Raw genomic sequence first — 14,890 nt, forward strand, 5'->3', positions numbered from 1 at the left:
TCTTCTAAAGTTTACTTTAAATTTTATTCATAATGATAACAATACAAGTAAACGACAAAAAACAAATTTTTCCAGAAAATCTTACGGTTTATCAACTCATAGAGGAGCTCAACATTCAAACGAATGGAATTGCAGTTGCTGTTAATAATGATGTTGTAAGTAAGCCAAATTGGGAAAAACGAGAAGTAGTCGATCAAGACAATATCTTGATCATTAAATCTACACAAGGAGGATAAATCATTTAGTCTTCTATCCAAACTTATTTCAAAAATTAAATAATATAAATACGTAAGTATAATCTTGCGTACAAACATTTTATATACGAATCTTTAGTAAAATGAAAAAAAAAGATACCGCACCTAAACAAGACGGAATTACAAGAAAACCTTTTCCAAGTTCAAATAAAATTTATGTTCAAGGGAAGTTACATCCGCAAATTAAGGTAGCAATGCGTGAAATTACATTGAATGATACTATCGATTCAATGACAAAAAAGCATACATCGAATGAGCCAGTTACTGTGTATGATACCTCTGGACCATATACTGATCCAAGTAAGGAAATTAATATTCATAACGGATTAGAACGTATTCGTGAACAATGGATTTTAGATAGAGGAAACGTAGAACAATTAGAACAATTTAGTTCAGAATATTGTAATGAGAGATTAAATGATGACAGTTTAAATCATTTAAGATTTAATCATTTAAATAAACCTTATAGAGCGAAAAAAGGTGAGAATGTCACTCAATTACATTACGCAAAAAAAGGAATCATTACACCAGAAATGGAGTATGTTGCCATTCGTGAAAATCAACGTATTGATGAGATGACTCGTTTATCAAAGCAACATCCAGGTCAAGATTTTGGAGCGAGTATCCCAGAGAAAATTACACCAGAATTTGTTAGAGAAGAAGTAGCTAGAGGTCGAGCGGTAATTCCTTCTAATATCAATCACCCTGAAGCTGAACCTATGATTTTAGGTAGAAACTTCTTAGTAAAAATTAATGCCAATATTGGGAATTCAGCAACAACATCTTCAATTGAAGAAGAGGTTGAAAAAGCTGTTTGGGCTTGTCGTTGGGGAGCCGATAATATTATGGATTTATCTACAGGGAAAAATATTCACGAAACTAGAGAGTGGATTATTCGTAATTCTCCAGTTCCTGTAGGAACCGTTCCTATTTACCAAGCTCTTGAAAAAGTTAAAGGTGTTGCAGAAGATCTAACTTGGGAAATATTTAGAGATACTTTAATTGAACAAGCAGAACAAGGGGTAGATTATTTTACAATTCACGCTGGAGTTCGTTTGGCTTATGTTCCAATGACAGCAAAACGTATAACAGGAATTGTGTCTAGAGGAGGCTCAATTATGGCAAAGTGGTGTTTAGCGCATCATAAAGAAAGTTTCTTATACACGCACTTCGAAGAAATTTGTGAAATCATGAAAGCCTATGATGTTGCATTTTCATTAGGAGATGGATTGCGTCCAGGTTGTATTGCGGATGCAAATGACCAAGCACAGTTCGCAGAGTTAGAAACTTTAGGAGAGTTAACAAAAATCGCATGGAAACACGAAGTGCAGTGTTTTATTGAAGGTCCAGGTCACGTTCCTATGCATATGATTAAAGCTAATATGGATAAGCAGTTGGAAGCTTGTGGAGAAGCTCCTTTTTATACTTTAGGTCCATTAACAACAGATATTGCTCCGGGTTATGATCACATTACTTCTGGAATTGGAGCGGCAATGATTGCATGGTACGGAACAGCAATGTTATGTTATGTTACACCAAAAGAACATTTAGGTTTACCAAATAAAGACGATGTAAGAACTGGAGTAGTAACGTATAAGTTAGCTGCTCATGCCGCCGATTTGGCAAAGGGTCATCCAGGAGCACAACATAGAGATGATGCATTAAGTAAAGCTCGTTTTGAGTTCCGTTGGGAAGATCAGTTTAATCTAAGTTTAGACCCTGAATTAGCAAGAGAATATCACGATGAAACATTACCAGCAGAGGGAGCAAAAATTGCTCATTTCTGTTCGATGTGTGGACCAAAGTTTTGCTCAATGAAAATTACACAAGAAGTAAGAGATTACGCAGCAAAAAAAGAACTAGAGGAGGGGAAAGCGCTTGAAGAAGGAATGAAAGAAAAATCTGAAGAATTTAAAGAAAAAGGATCAGAAGTTTATTTGTAATAATAATTCTAATTTTTACGTCATTACGAGGAGAATACGACGAAGTAATCTGTTTAATTGATAAATAGATTACTTCATCCCGAAACTTCGGGATTCCTAATGACAATAACAACTTAAATATGTTAATAGTAATCACATCAGAACAAGAATTAGAAAATGAAGCAATACTTTTAAATCAACTTTTTTCAAAAGGTTTGGAAGTGTTGCATTTAAGAAAGCCTTCTTTTAATATTGAACAATACCGAGTTTTATTGAAAGATATAAATGCAAAGTTTTACAATCGAATTATGATTCATGAAAATCATGAATTATGTACAGAGTTTAATTTAAGAGGAATTCATCTACAAGAACAACCTAGAATTGATCTTGGAGATAATCTTAAAAATTATACTGATTCATACAAGAAAAAAGGATTTAAAGTAAGTAGTTCGTTTCACGATCCGAAAGTTCTAAATAGATGTGAAATAGATTTTGAATATCATTTGTTAAGTCCAGTTTTTTCTTCTATTTCAAAAATAGGATATGAAGGAAAAGGATTTGATGTGAATCATATTAGTAAAACGGTTATAGGAATGGGAGGTGTAAATGCTGCAACAATTCCAGAAGTTTTAAAATTAGGATATGAAGGAATTGGTGTTTTAGGAGGTGTATGGAATTCTGAGAATATAGTGGAAAGTTTTAAAGAAATAAAGCGTCGTTACGAGGAGGAAACGACGAAGTAATCTGTTTATGTGTAAAAAGATTACTTCATTTCATTAGTAATGACTTTGGTAAAAATGAAAAAGCGTCCTTACATATTAACAATTGCAGGATTTGATCCATCAAATGGAGCGGGTCTTACGGCAGATATAAAAACCTTTGAAGCTTTAAAATGTTATGGATTGGCAGTTTGTACAGCCAATACCGTTCAAAACGATATTGAGTTTAAAGATTGTCATTGGATTTTGAAATCTGTTATAAAAAAACAGATTGAAGTTTTATTTACACAGTTTAAAATTGATGTTGTAAAAATTGGAATTGTAGAAAACTGGAAGATTTTATCTGAGATTATTGATTTTTTGTTGCAATTCAATCCAGCTGTAAAAATCATTTTAGATCCAGTTTTAAAGGCTTCTTCAGGATTTTCTTTTCACAAAGATTTTACAGAAGAAGATTTTGAAGAAGTGCTTTCTAAAATTTATTTATTGACACCAAATTATAAGGAAATACAAAGTTTGTATCCAAATAAATCAGTTGAAGAAACATTATCTCACATACAAACTAAAACTAATGTTTTCTTAAAAGGCGGACATAACGAAGAAAGATTGGGAGTTGACTTTTTGTTTTTGAAAGAAGGTAAAGAATTTTCATTCAATCCAAAGAAAGGAAAGTATCATGAAAAACATGGAAGTGGTTGTGTATTATCTTCAGCAATTGCAAGTTATATTACATTAAAATATCCTTTGTTGAAATCCTGTTTTAAAGGAAAACGTTATGTGGAAAAAGTATTGAGTTCAAATAAAACATTATTAGGTTATCATTTTTAAAAGATGAATCACAATGTCATTTCGAGCGTAGTCGAGAACTTATTATAAATGGAAAAATTATATGAATAATATCTATTATATATCACAAGGAAATTCTCCTAAAGAACATCTAGAGAATATTAAAAATGTAGTTGAATCTGGTGTAAAGCTTATTCAATTAAGAATGAAAAATACAGAGCAAGAAATATTTCTTGAAACAGCCGTAGAGGCAAAAAAAATATGTGATTCGAATAATGCACAACTTATAGTAAATGATAATGTTGAAGTAGCTAAAACAATCAATTCTTATGGACTACATATTGGAAAAGAAGATATGAAGCCCTTGGATGCTAGAGCTATTTTAAGTGAAGAAACTATAATTGGCGGAACTGGAAACACACTTGAAGATTGTAGGTTCTTAGCTTCTCAAAAAGTAAACTATATTGGTTTAGGTCCTTTTAGATTTACAAGCACAAAGAAAAAATTAAGTCCAATTTTAGGATTAGAAGGATATCAACAAATTATTTCTCAATTACAAAAGGAAGGAATTGAATTACCAGTTTATGCAATTGGAGGAATAACGAAAAATGATTTTCAAGAATTATATAAAACTGGTGTCCATGGAATTGCGATTTCTGGAATTTTATCAAATAAACCAGTAGAAGAAATTAAAGAATTAATAGCTAGTTAAAACGAATCAAATGAGTTTAAAAATAGCAGATAAAACATTTTCATCACGTTTATTCACAGGAACAGGAAAGTTTAGTTCTTCTGAATTAATGCGAGATGCAATATTGGAAAGCGAAAGTGAATTAGTAACTGTTTCATTAAAAAGAGTAGATGTAGAAAATGAAGATGATGATATATTAACACATTTAAATCATGATCGAATAAATTTACTCCCAAATACTTCTGGAGTTAGAAATGCTAAAGAAGCAGTTTTCGCAGCCGAACTTTCAAGACAAGCATTAGAAACAAATTGGGTAAAACTAGAAATTCACCCTGATCCGAAGTACTTATTACCCGATCCTATTGAAACTCTTAAAGCAGCTGAGGAATTAGTAAAGAAAGGTTTTGTCGTGATGCCATATATTCATGCAGATCCAGTATTGTGTAAAAGACTAGAAGAAGTAGGAACGCAATGTGTAATGCCATTAGGAGCTCCAATTGGAAGTAATAAAGGTTTAAAAACACTAGAGTTTTTAGAAATTATTATCGAACAATCGAATGTTCCAGTAATTGTTGATGCAGGAATCGGTGCTCCATCTCATGCTGCACATGCTATTGAGTTAGGTGCCGACGCAGTTTTAGTCAATACAGCAATTGCTGTTTCGCAAAATCCAATAGCAATGGCGAAAGCTTTTAAAATGGCAGTGGAAGCTGGTAGAATTGCTTATGAAGCGAAATTGGCTCCTATAAAGAGAAATGCTGAAGCGAGTAGTCCATTAACTTCTTTTTTAAATTAGGATGTCGTCATTACGAGGCTTGTATTAAAATGTTTTTTATACAAGACGAAGTAATCTTTCAAATCGATAGATTGCTTCATTTTATTCGAAATGACACATTTAAAATAATAACATATGTTGACAAATAGTAGCTTCAAAAATATATTTGAGCAGTATAATTGGGACGAGGTTTTACAAAGTATTTTGTCCAAAACAACTCTAGATGTTAAGCGAGCGATAGCTTCGGAAAAACGAGATTTTGAAGATTTTAAAGCACTAATTTCTCCAGCTGCAAAACCGTATTTGGAAGAAATGGCTCAAATTAGTAATCAAGTTACTAAGAAGAGGTTTGGTAATACAATTCAAATGTATGCACCAATGTATTTAAGTAACGAATGTCAAAATATTTGTACCTATTGTGGTTTTAGTTTTACTAATAAAATACCGAGAAGAACCTTGACGGATAATGAAATTTTAGAGGAAGTTGAGTTTCTAAAAAAGAAAGGTTATGATCATATTTTATTAGTTACTGGAGAGGCAAATAGAACGGTTGGTGTTGATTATATTAAGAATGCTATTCAGTTGATTAAATCGCATTTTTCAAACATTACTATTGAGGTCCAACCATTAGATCAAAATGAGTATGAATTATTAAAAGAAAATGGTTTGTATGCTGTTTTAGTATATCAAGAAACTTATCATAAAGAAGAATATAAAAAACATCATCCAAAAGGTAAAAAGTCAAATTTTGATTATCGTCTGGAAACTCCTGATAGGTTGGGTAAAGCTGGAGTTCATAAAATTGGGTTAGGAGCATTATTTGGATTAGAAGATTGGAGAGCAGATAGTTTTTTTACAGCATTACATTTAAAGTATCTACAAAAGACATATTGGAAAACAAAATACTCAATATCTTTTCCAAGACTACGTCCACATTCTGGTGGTTTAGAACCAAAAGTAACAATGACTGATTCAGATTTAGTTCAGCTAATTTGTGCCTACAGAATGTTTGACGAAGATGTGGAATTATCAATTTCTACTAGGGAAAGTAAGGTCTTTAGAAATCATATTGTAAATTTAGGAATTACATCAATCAGCGCAGAATCTAAAACAAATCCAGGAGGATATTCGGTAGAGCCTCAATCTTTAGAGCAGTTTGAAATTTCAGATGAACGAACTACAGAAGAAGTAGCTCAAATGTTAAAAGAACAAGGGTTAGAAGTTGTTTGGAAAGATTGGCAATATTTTAGTTAGAAAAGAATGAGTATTACTGAACAAGAACAAATACAATACAATCGACATCTTATTTTAGATAAAATAGGAGAGGAAGGACAATTAAAACTTCAAAAATCTAAAGTTTTGGTTATTGGAGCTGGAGGTTTAGGTTGTCCAATTTTACAGTATTTAACTGCTGCAGGTGTCGGAACTCTTGGAGTTATTGATGATGATGTTGTAGATCAAAGTAATTTACAACGCCAAATTCTTTATACTATCGATGATGTCGGAATGTCAAAAGCAGAAATGGCTGTTAAGAGGTTGTCAAGATTAAATCCTTTTGTTCAATTTGATGTTTACAACGAAAAACTTACAAAAGATAATGCAGTAGCATTATTTGAAAAATACGATATTATTGTTGATGGGAGTGATAACTTTCAAACAAGGTATTTATCAAATGATGCTTCCGTTTTAGCAAATAAACCGCTCGTTTACGGATCAATTTTTAAGTTTGAAGGTCAAGTTAGTGTTTTTAATTATGAAAACAGTGGAACTTACCGTTGCATATATCCAACACCACCAAGTCCAGGTTCGGTTCCAAATTGTTCTGAAATAGGAGTTGTTGGAGTTTTACCAGGAATTATAGGAAGTTTACAAGCGAATGAAGTTATTAAGATTATTTGTGGAGTAGGAGAAGTATTAGCGAATAAATTAATGATATTTGATATTCTTTCGATGCGTCAGATGATTCTGAATTTTAAAAGAACTTCAAATGCTGATATTCAAAAGTTAGAGGAGAATTATGATTTTTTCTGCGGAATTACTCCAGCTAAAACTGAAATAACTTTAGAAGAATTACAACATAACTTCGAAAAATATAACTTATTAGATGTTCGTGAAGATTGGGAAAGAGCACAACATCATATTGGAGGTCAGCATATTCCTTTAGGTCAAATATCAGAGCGTTTTACAGAGGTTTTAAGTGATAAACCATTAGTTGTTTATTGTAAATCTGGAATTCGAAGTAAACGTGCAATTAAAGTTTTAGAAGAGCAACAAATTTCTTGTGAATTGATTAATTTAAAAGGAGGCTTGTCTTAATTTAGTGAGTCAGAGTGTCATCTTTTTTAATTCTGAAACAGCGCTCAGTTCCCAAGAATTTAGGATTACCATGTTCCTCTGACCAAAATCCATCAAGTATATCTTTGGTTAAACATCTGTAAACAACAGTACCGTTAAAAACTTCTGAGTTTTCTCCTAAATACTGAAAGTTGATAACCAAAATGTTATCCTTAAAGAATCCTGTACCAATTTGTTCTTGTTCCATATGGATTAACCATTTCGCAATAATTCGGTTGCTTTCATCTAAACTAATTGTTAAAACACCTCTGTAATTTGTATCACTATCATTTTGATTTGACCCAATTATTGAAAATTCACCTACTAAATCTGCTATTGTCATCGTTTAAATTGCTTCAAGAAATATTAATCCTTTTTTCGAAAGTTTTGCATTTATCGAATAGACAAAATAAGTATTTTTGTCCGTATGAAACAAACAACGAACACGATATTGATGATTCGTCCTGTCGGTTTTAGGATGAATGAACAAACAGCCGTAAATAATTATTATCAGAAGGTTTTAGAGAATGTATTACCTGCGACTGTTAACGCTAAAGCTCAAGAAGAGTTTGATAATTATGTAGAGAAATTAAGAAGTTTCGGAGTGAATGTAATTGTAGTTTCTGATACAACTGAAACAGATACTCCAGATTCTATTTTTCCGAACAACTGGATTTCTTTTCATGAAAACGGAACTGTTGGCTTATATCCAATGTTCGCAGAGAATAGAAGGTTAGAAAGAAGAGAAGATATTTTAGATATTCTTGAAGAGCAAGGATTTGTAATTAATGAGGTAGTGGATTATACTTCTGCTGAAGAAGAGAATATTTTCTTAGAAGGAACAGGAAGTTTGTTGTTAGATAGAGAAAACAGAAAAGCCTATTGTGCTTTGTCACCTCGCGCGGATGAGGAGTTATTTATAGAGTTTTGCGAAGACTTTGAATATACTCCAGTTGTTTTTACTGCTAATCAAACGGTAAATGGAGAGCGAAAAGCTATTTATCATACCAACGTAATGATGTGTTTAGCGGAAACATTTGCGGTTATCTGTTTAGCTTCAATAGATGATAAAAAAGAGCGTAAACACGTTGTAAAGAACTTAAAAGAGGACGGTAAAGAAGTAATTGATATTACTGAGGCTCAAGTAAACAACTTTGCAGGAAACATGTTGCAAGTTAGGGGTGTTAATGACGAACGATTCCTTGTAATGAGTCAAGCAGCTTATGATTGCCTAACTAAAGATCAAATTAATAAAATAGAGAAGCATTGTAAAATAATTTCTAGCTCATTAGATGTTATAGAAGGATGTGGAGGTGGAAGTGCCAGGTGTATGATGGCAGAAGTTTTTCTTCCTAAAGAGTAAAATCTATTAAAATCCGCTGTTTAGCGGATTTTTTTTATTTCTTTTTAATTTGTTAAAATTTTCTTAAAGAAAATTCGTTATTTCATACAAACTATTGTATTTTAATATGCTATAAAAGTGACTTTTTAACTGTTATAGTGTCTTATTCATTAACTAAAAACTTTTTTAAATGAAAAAACTATTGATTTTATGTTTCGGAGCAATGTTCGCAATTGCTTGTACAGACAAGAAAAAAGATGACAAGAAAACCGAAGAAGCAATTCAGAAAATAGATTCTATCCAGGCTGATATTGAAAAGGATATTGAGAAATTGGAGGAATCTACAAAAGAAGTAGAGGAAGAGTTAAAGGAATTAGATAACATTTAAAAACAGGAAAAAATGAAAAATTTTAAATTTTTATGCTCATTAATAGTATTAGTCACTTTTTTAGGTGTGCAAGGTGTTTATGCTCAAGGTAATGGTAAAGGGAAAGGAAAAGGTTTAGAAAAAAAAGCTGAAAAAGCAGCAGAAAAAGGAAAGGATAAGGTAAAGGATATTGCTGAAGAGGAGCTAGAAGAGGTAAAACAGAAAGGTAAAAACAAGGCGGATAAGGCAAAAGGCAAAGGGAAAGAGAAGGCCGAAGAAATGAAACAAAAAGCTAAAGATAAAGCAAAGGGTAAGGATGAAGACGATGAAGACGATGAGAGTGACGAAAGCGAAGAGAAAAAGGAGAAAAAAGAGAAGAAAGAGAAAAAGCTAAAGCAAAAAAAAGAATTTAAAGGAAAAGGAAATGCTTATGGAAGAGATAGAGGAAACATGAGCGGTAAGGAGTTTGGAAGACTGAGATCTCAAGAGGCTAAAAATAAAGTGAAAGAGCAAGAGGATAGAATTAAAGCTAGTGAAGATGTTTTAGTTAAAGGACGTGATAAAGTAAAGAAAGCTAAAGAAAAACTTGAAGAAGATAAAGAAAATAAAAAAGTATCAGATGAAGAGGCATCTAAGAAAGAGGAGGCTATTAAAAAAGCGAAAGAAAAATTAGACGAATTAGATGAAAAGATTAAGAAGCAAAAAGAAAAAGTAAAGATAGAAAAAGAAGCATTAGAGAAAATATTATTCCCAGAGGATAAGTAATTACTCTTATTTATAGATACGCTTAAGGCTTGCCAATTGGCAAGCCTTATTCGTTTAACTAAGTTTTATAATCAATTTGATGCTAATAAAGAATAGATTGTACAGTTAGTCGATAGTCTTGGTTAATTCAAAGAATTTTAAAATAAGTAATGAAATAATCTCAATAATTTTGAGTAATGCTTTATGCATAGATCAAACAAATGTTAAAAGAATTTCAAAATAGTATAATCCTGTTAATAGTAATTTTTCTACCATTGAAGATTACTTCACAGGAATCAACATCAAAAAAGATTAGTAAAATAGAAGTTACTTCTAAAAAGAGTGTTGATTCTTTAGAGTTTTGTACTCCTTACATAATGAATATTACTATAATGGAGGTTTCAAATAAGAAGAAAGTTATTTCATCGGTAGCTATTGAAAAAAATAGACTAAAAAGAGAAGAAAGAACTTGCTCAAGGAAAGAAAGATTAACATTGAGGAAAGCAAAAAATCAAAAGTCTAAAAAAAATATAAAATAGTGTAAATGAAAGTTTTAATTAAAAGTTTTAAATTGTTATTTCATCGATACTTTATTGCCATTCATCGAACTTTGTCTGAAAAAAACAATAAGAAGCCGTTATTTTATTTGACAATTGAATTAAATCCCCCAAAGATTATGAATGCTAGACTTAAAATATTAGCATCTTTTTTAATGATTTTCATAGGTTTCCAGCAAATTACTGCCCAAAAAGTAATAGCTAAAAAAGGAAGCGGAATAGAATACAAAGATGATCAGAAAGATTTAGATGATATGAACTCGATAACTGCTCCTTCAAATGCAGTTACAATCACAGCGAAGTCATCTAAAAAGAGCAAGAAAAAAGTTGCTAAAGATAAAATCGAATCTGTTAAGAAAGTTGAAAAACTGATGAAACAGAAAAAAAGATTAAGATTTAGAAATAAAAGAAAGAAGGAAATTACCAAGTGTTTCAAGGAAGCTAAAAAACCTTGCGATGCTGACAAGAAGAAATAAAATTGAAAACTGCGAAAGCAGTTTTTTTTATGCCTTATTTTTTCGTTTAACTTTTTTTTATGATTTTTTTTGTAAAGTATTTTAAGCTACCATGACTTATTTGTTGAAAACTGCAGTTTATAACACTTTAATAATCATAAAGCAAGAGTCATGGAATTAATTAAAATAATTTTATTTGGGGCCTTCCTGTTTTTAGGAACCACAATAAATACAATAACTTCACAAAAAGTTGTCACACAAAATAAGACCGAATTTTTAGAGGAAAACCTGGATGATGTAAATACAATCAAAGTTTTAAAGCATTCTAAAGTAGTAAAGAAGAATGTTCCATCACAGAAAAAGCATATCGATAAGGTTGTTTCTGAGAAAGATTTGAAAGAAGTATTGAAAAGGAAGAAGTATTTACGTTTTAGGAATAAAAGACATCAAAAAAATGATAAATGTTATAGAGATGATGTTTGCGGTGATAAAGAGCTTGATTTGGATAGGAATAAAATAAAAAGAGCACAATAATATTTGCGCTCTTTATTTTTTGTAATGATGTCGTTATTTTAAAACTTCTTCTATAACTTTTCCGGTTGAACCATTTGGAAATGCTATATTCAGCATGTTTGCAACAGTTGGTGCAATATCTATAATTTCATATTTTTTTGCAGAAGTTCCTTTTTTAATTCCATTTCCATAAAAAATAAGAGGAATGTGTGTGTCATAAGAATAACCTGAACCATGGGTAGACCCTTTTTTCGAGTAAATAATTGTTGACGGAGTTGGAATTAATAAGACATCACCAGAGAGTTTTTGGTTGTAACCTTTCTGAAGAGCACTTAAAATTCCATATTCAAAGTAAGTTTTCTGCATTGTTTTTGCAGAAGCGGCTTTGTAAATTCCATTAAAATTGATCACTTCTTCTATAATATAGTCTGAAATTTCATCTACTGTAAGTCCTACTTTTTTTATTTCTTCTTTATTCAAGAAAACCTGAAAATTTGAAATATTTTCAATCAATTTATTCGATTTAAACTTTTCCTTTACAATGTTGTTTATAAACTCGGTAAGTTTTTTACCAGGAAGATAATTAGCAGGAATTTTAATAGATTGCAGGTAAGCAGGAACTTGAACTGCGGCGTGATCTGCTGTTAAAAACAAGGTGTAGTTATTCTTTCCTACAGTTTTATCTAAGTAGTTAAAGAAACGCTCTAAATCTTTATCTAATCTTAAATAGGTGTCCTGAATTTCTTTTGAATCAACACCAAATTGATGACCAACGTAATCTGTAGATGAATAACTTAGTGTTAGAAAGTCGGTAAATTCATCCTGACCGAGCTTTTCACCTTCAATAGCGGCTATTGCAAAATCAGTTGTAAACGAGTTCCCTGCAGGAATAGCTTTAATAATACTAAAGTTATTGTTTTTACTTCTTAAATTAGGAATGTCATGCGGAAAAACAGGTTTTTCCTCCCCGACAAATAGCTCTTCGAAATTATTATCGTCTTCAATACTCTCGGAATACGTTTTTATATCGTAAAGGGTTTCCCAAGGTTTACTCAAGTATTCATCTGCTTTTCCAGATTCGTTAAATTTATGAACCCAGTTTGGCAATGAGTCTATATAATACGATGAACTAATCCAGTGACCAACACTGCCACCATCAAACCAATAAGCGGCATTTGCTGTATGACCTGCAGGTAAAATAGCGGAGCGATCTTTAATTCCTATTCCAATTGTTTTTCCTTGCATGTTTTGAGCAAGTTTTAATTGATCCGTAACGGTAGTTGTAAATAATCTTTTTGGTGATTTTTTTCCTCCATCACTTTCGTTTCCTACAGTCTGATACGATGAGTCATCGACACAATAAATAACTTTCTTTTGATATTTATCATACCAATGATTGCTAATAATACCGTGGTTATCTGGAGTAGTTCCTGTAAAAATTGAAGTATGACCTACTGCAGTATACGTTGGTATATAATTATAGTGAGCATTTTCTAAAGAGAATCCGTTATTTAGTAATCTTTTAAATCCTCCGTCTCCATACTTACTGTTGAATCTATACAAATAATCATAACGCATCTGATCTACTACAATACCAATAATTAGTTTTGGATTATCTTTCGATTTCTTATGTTTATGTTGCTTTTCAGTACAACCAAAGAAAATAATCGATAGGAAGAATACTATTAATTTCGAACAAGTCTTCATATAAAATGTTTAATCTTCAAAATTAACTAAAAGCTGAATATTAAAAGAAAAATATAGCTGTTATTAATGATTTATTAAACTTACATATATCATGTGTAGTACTAAATATTCTTTTAGTACTTTAGCAGAACAAAAAGAAATAAGATGAATTATATCGAGCATGTTGGGAAGTATTTTATGATGCTTGGTCAGGTATTTACACCACCTCAGAAATTTAGAGTTTTCTGGGAAGCTTTATTTCGAGAAATAGAACAATTAGGATTAAAATCTATCGGTATTATAGGCTTTATTTCCTTCTTTATAGGTGGTGTAATTGCGCTTCAAACAGCTTTGAATATTAGCGATCCGTTGATTCCAAAAATGTTAATTGGTTTTGCAACAAAACGTTCAATTATATTAGAGTTTGCACCAACATTCTGTTCTATTATTTTGGCGGGTAAAGTAGGTTCTTACATTACATCTAGTATAGGTAGTATGAGAGTAACAGAGCAAATAGATGCACTTGAAATTATGGGAGTGAACTCGTTGAACTATTTAGTATTGCCAAAAATTATTGCAACTATAGCTTTTTATCCATTTTTAATTATTCTTGGAATGTTTTTAGGAATATTTGGAGGTTGGTTTGCTGGAATTGCTACAGGAATGTTTTTTGAAACTGATTATATCAACGGAATACAGTACGATTTTGATTCTTATCTAGTATTTTATGCAATCGTAAAGACAGTTGTTTTTGCTTTTATCATTGCAACGGTGCCTTCTTATCATGGTTATTATGTAACTGGAGGTTCATTGGGTGTTGGAAAAGCAAGTACGCAGTCGGTAGTTTGGACGATTGTAGTTATTGTAATTGCCAATTATTTCTTAACTCAAATGTTGTTAACGTAGTATGATTCAGGTAAACGAGATACATAAAAGTTTTGGAGAAGCTCATGTTTTGAAGGGAATTTCAACTTCTTTTGAAGAAGGGAAAACAAGTTTAATAATTGGACAAAGTGGCGCTGGAAAAACAGTTTTTTTAAAGTGTTTATTGGGTTTGCATGTTCCAGAGCAGGGAACAATTGAATATAATGGTAAGATCAATACTGAAATGACAATTGAGGAAAAAAGAGATTTTCGTCAAGAGTTAGGTATGGTTTTTCAAGGAAGTGCACTATTTGATTCATTAAACGTTGAGGAGAACGTAATATTTCCTTTAAAAATGTTTACGAAAAAGACAAAAGAGGAAATGTTAGATAGAGCTAATTTCGTTTTAAAAAGGGTAAACCTTGAAAACTCGAATAAAAAACTTCCAGCGGAATTGTCAGGAGGAATGCAAAAAAGAGTTGCAATAGCAAGGGCCATAGTAATGAATCCGAGGTATTTATTCTGTGATGAACCAAATTCTGGATTAGATCCAAGTACGTCTATATTAATTGATAATTTAATTAAGGAAATTACAGAAGAATATAAAATTACGACAGTTATCAATACGCATGACATGAACTCTGTAATGGAAATTGGCGATAAGATTGTTTTTTTGAAAAATGGATTAAAAGCATGGGAGGGAAGCAGCAAAGAAATATTTAGAACCGAGAACCAAACGGTTGTCGATTTCGTATACTCTTCTAATTTATTTAAAAAAGTGAGACAGGCGTATCTTAATGAGTAGCTTGTAATTTATTGATTGTTAATGCAGTATTTTTATTGGGTAAAATAATTTTAAAAATATTGTAAATTTATTTGGT

Annotated in this window: 18 protein-coding genes; 16 read left to right on the forward strand and 2 right to left on the reverse strand. The window is 31.4% G+C overall.

Translation table 11 applies throughout. From position 1 onward, the window contains the following. Nucleotides 1-32: 32 nt before the first annotated feature. The 8 genes from thiS to moeB all read left to right on the forward strand — a co-directional run bounded on the left by thiS (nt 33) and on the right by moeB (nt 7,463). The gene (thiS, locus tag ACOSP6_RS10010; protein WP_422092822.1) at nt 33-236 is read left to right on the forward strand and encodes a sulfur carrier protein ThiS; all 204 of its coding nucleotides are present in this window, start codon (nt 33-35) and stop codon (nt 234-236) included. A 101-nt stretch (nt 237-337) separates the two neighbouring features. Continuing rightward, a complete protein-coding gene (thiC, locus tag ACOSP6_RS10015) occupies nt 338-2,197 on the forward strand; it encodes a phosphomethylpyrimidine synthase ThiC (protein WP_422092821.1) in 1,860 nt (619 codons plus the stop codon). A gap of 119 nt (nt 2,198-2,316) precedes the next feature. Further along, a complete protein-coding gene (locus ACOSP6_RS10020; RefSeq protein WP_422092820.1) occupies nt 2,317-2,919 on the forward strand; it encodes a thiamine phosphate synthase in 603 nt (200 codons plus the stop codon). A gap of 54 nt (nt 2,920-2,973) precedes the next feature. Then, on the forward strand, nt 2,974-3,723 hold the full coding sequence (locus tag ACOSP6_RS10025) for a hydroxymethylpyrimidine/phosphomethylpyrimidine kinase (protein WP_422092819.1): 750 nt from the start codon (nt 2,974-2,976) through the stop codon (nt 3,721-3,723). Between the two features lie 61 nt (nt 3,724-3,784). Then, nucleotides 3,785-4,393 (forward strand): thiamine phosphate synthase, encoded by a 609-nt coding sequence (locus tag ACOSP6_RS10030; protein ID WP_422092818.1) that lies wholly within the window; start codon nt 3,785-3,787, stop codon nt 4,391-4,393. 10 nt (nt 4,394-4,403) lie between these two features. Next, nucleotides 4,404-5,168: a thiazole synthase gene (locus ACOSP6_RS10035; protein WP_422092817.1), complete on the forward strand. Its 765-nt coding sequence runs from the start codon at nt 4,404-4,406 to the stop codon at nt 5,166-5,168. A 114-nt stretch (nt 5,169-5,282) separates the two neighbouring features. Then, nucleotides 5,283-6,401 (forward strand): 2-iminoacetate synthase ThiH, encoded by a 1,119-nt coding sequence (gene thiH, locus ACOSP6_RS10040; protein WP_422092816.1) that lies wholly within the window; start codon nt 5,283-5,285, stop codon nt 6,399-6,401. 6 nt (nt 6,402-6,407) lie between these two features. Beyond that, complete coding sequence (moeB, locus tag ACOSP6_RS10045) at nt 6,408-7,463, forward strand: molybdopterin-synthase adenylyltransferase MoeB (RefSeq protein WP_422092815.1); 1,056 nt, start codon at nt 6,408-6,410, stop codon at nt 7,461-7,463. Between the two features lies 1 nt (nt 7,464). Here moeB and ACOSP6_RS10050 read toward each other — a convergent pair whose 3' ends face one another. After that, nucleotides 7,465-7,824 carry a hypothetical protein gene (locus tag ACOSP6_RS10050; protein WP_422092814.1) on the reverse strand — a complete coding sequence of 120 codons (360 nt, stop codon included), beginning with the start codon at nt 7,822-7,824 and terminating at the stop codon, nt 7,465-7,467. Between the two features lie 84 nt (nt 7,825-7,908). Here ACOSP6_RS10050 and ctlX point away from each other — a divergent pair, with 84 nt between their 5' ends. The 6 genes from ctlX to ACOSP6_RS10080 all read left to right on the forward strand — a co-directional run bounded on the left by ctlX (nt 7,909) and on the right by ACOSP6_RS10080 (nt 11,480). Beyond that, nucleotides 7,909-8,844, forward strand: coding sequence for a citrulline utilization hydrolase CtlX (ctlX, locus tag ACOSP6_RS10055; RefSeq protein WP_422092813.1), 936 nt, complete (start codon nt 7,909-7,911; stop codon nt 8,842-8,844). Nucleotides 8,845-9,013: 169 nt separating this feature from the next. Next, nucleotides 9,014-9,211, forward strand: coding sequence for a hypothetical protein (locus ACOSP6_RS10060; protein ID WP_422092812.1), 198 nt, complete (start codon nt 9,014-9,016; stop codon nt 9,209-9,211). A gap of 12 nt (nt 9,212-9,223) precedes the next feature. Continuing rightward, on the forward strand, nt 9,224-9,955 hold the full coding sequence (locus ACOSP6_RS10065) for a hypothetical protein (RefSeq protein ID WP_422092811.1): 732 nt from the start codon (nt 9,224-9,226) through the stop codon (nt 9,953-9,955). Between the two features lie 200 nt (nt 9,956-10,155). Further along, on the forward strand, nt 10,156-10,473 hold the full coding sequence (locus tag ACOSP6_RS10070; RefSeq protein WP_422092810.1) for a hypothetical protein: 318 nt from the start codon (nt 10,156-10,158) through the stop codon (nt 10,471-10,473). 5 nt (nt 10,474-10,478) lie between these two features. After that, nucleotides 10,479-10,967 carry a hypothetical protein gene (locus ACOSP6_RS10075; protein WP_422092809.1) on the forward strand — a complete coding sequence of 163 codons (489 nt, stop codon included), beginning with the start codon at nt 10,479-10,481 and terminating at the stop codon, nt 10,965-10,967. Nucleotides 10,968-11,117: 150 nt separating this feature from the next. After that, nucleotides 11,118-11,480 carry a hypothetical protein gene (locus tag ACOSP6_RS10080; RefSeq protein ID WP_422092808.1) on the forward strand — a complete coding sequence of 121 codons (363 nt, stop codon included), beginning with the start codon at nt 11,118-11,120 and terminating at the stop codon, nt 11,478-11,480. Nucleotides 11,481-11,513: 33 nt separating this feature from the next. Here the strand turns inward: ACOSP6_RS10080 and pafA are convergent, their stop codons facing one another. Next, nucleotides 11,514-13,166, reverse strand: a complete 1,653-nt coding sequence (gene pafA, locus ACOSP6_RS10085) for an alkaline phosphatase PafA (RefSeq protein WP_422092807.1) — start codon at nt 13,164-13,166, stop codon at nt 11,514-11,516. Nucleotides 13,167-13,310: 144 nt separating this feature from the next. Here pafA and ACOSP6_RS10090 point away from each other — a divergent pair, with 144 nt between their 5' ends. Both ACOSP6_RS10090 and ACOSP6_RS10095 read left to right on the forward strand, forming a co-directional pair. Then, entirely contained in the window at nt 13,311-14,051 is a 741-nt protein-coding gene (locus ACOSP6_RS10090; RefSeq protein ID WP_422092806.1) for an MlaE family ABC transporter permease, read from the forward strand. 1 nt (nt 14,052) lies between these two features. Further along, nucleotides 14,053-14,814 (forward strand): ABC transporter ATP-binding protein, encoded by a 762-nt coding sequence (locus tag ACOSP6_RS10095; protein WP_422092805.1) that lies wholly within the window; start codon nt 14,053-14,055, stop codon nt 14,812-14,814. Nucleotides 14,815-14,890 lie beyond the last annotated feature (76 nt).

The sequence above is a fragment of the Tenacibaculum sp. MEBiC06402 genome (genome assembly GCF_049239625.1).
GTDB lineage: Bacteria > Bacteroidota > Bacteroidia > Flavobacteriales > Flavobacteriaceae > Polaribacter.

Coding starts and splice junctions, on each gene's coding strand:
- thiS (WP_422092822.1), top strand. CDS start 33: ATGATAACAATACAAGTAAACGACAAAAAACAAATTTTTCCAGAAAAT.
- ACOSP6_RS10065 (WP_422092811.1), top strand. CDS start 9,224: ATGAAAAATTTTAAATTTTTATGCTCATTAATAGTATTAGTCACTTTT.
- ACOSP6_RS10035 (WP_422092817.1), top strand. CDS start 4,404: ATGAGTTTAAAAATAGCAGATAAAACATTTTCATCACGTTTATTCACA.
- ctlX (WP_422092813.1), top strand. CDS start 7,909: ATGAAACAAACAACGAACACGATATTGATGATTCGTCCTGTCGGTTTT.
- ACOSP6_RS10090 (WP_422092806.1), top strand. CDS start 13,311: ATGAATTATATCGAGCATGTTGGGAAGTATTTTATGATGCTTGGTCAG.
- pafA (WP_422092807.1), bottom strand. CDS start 13,166: ATGAAGACTTGTTCGAAATTAATAGTATTCTTCCTATCGATTATTTTC.
- ACOSP6_RS10095 (WP_422092805.1), top strand. CDS start 14,053: ATGATTCAGGTAAACGAGATACATAAAAGTTTTGGAGAAGCTCATGTT.
- ACOSP6_RS10025 (WP_422092819.1), top strand. CDS start 2,974: ATGAAAAAGCGTCCTTACATATTAACAATTGCAGGATTTGATCCATCA.
- moeB (WP_422092815.1), top strand. CDS start 6,408: ATGAGTATTACTGAACAAGAACAAATACAATACAATCGACATCTTATT.
- ACOSP6_RS10070 (WP_422092810.1), top strand. CDS start 10,156: ATGTTAAAAGAATTTCAAAATAGTATAATCCTGTTAATAGTAATTTTT.
- ACOSP6_RS10075 (WP_422092809.1), top strand. CDS start 10,479: ATGAAAGTTTTAATTAAAAGTTTTAAATTGTTATTTCATCGATACTTT.
- ACOSP6_RS10050 (WP_422092814.1), bottom strand. CDS start 7,824: ATGACAATAGCAGATTTAGTAGGTGAATTTTCAATAATTGGGTCAAAT.
- ACOSP6_RS10030 (WP_422092818.1), top strand. CDS start 3,785: ATGAATAATATCTATTATATATCACAAGGAAATTCTCCTAAAGAACAT.
- ACOSP6_RS10060 (WP_422092812.1), top strand. CDS start 9,014: ATGAAAAAACTATTGATTTTATGTTTCGGAGCAATGTTCGCAATTGCT.
- thiC (WP_422092821.1), top strand. CDS start 338: ATGAAAAAAAAAGATACCGCACCTAAACAAGACGGAATTACAAGAAAA.
- ACOSP6_RS10020 (WP_422092820.1), top strand. CDS start 2,317: ATGTTAATAGTAATCACATCAGAACAAGAATTAGAAAATGAAGCAATA.
- thiH (WP_422092816.1), top strand. CDS start 5,283: ATGTTGACAAATAGTAGCTTCAAAAATATATTTGAGCAGTATAATTGG.
- ACOSP6_RS10080 (WP_422092808.1), top strand. CDS start 11,118: ATGGAATTAATTAAAATAATTTTATTTGGGGCCTTCCTGTTTTTAGGA.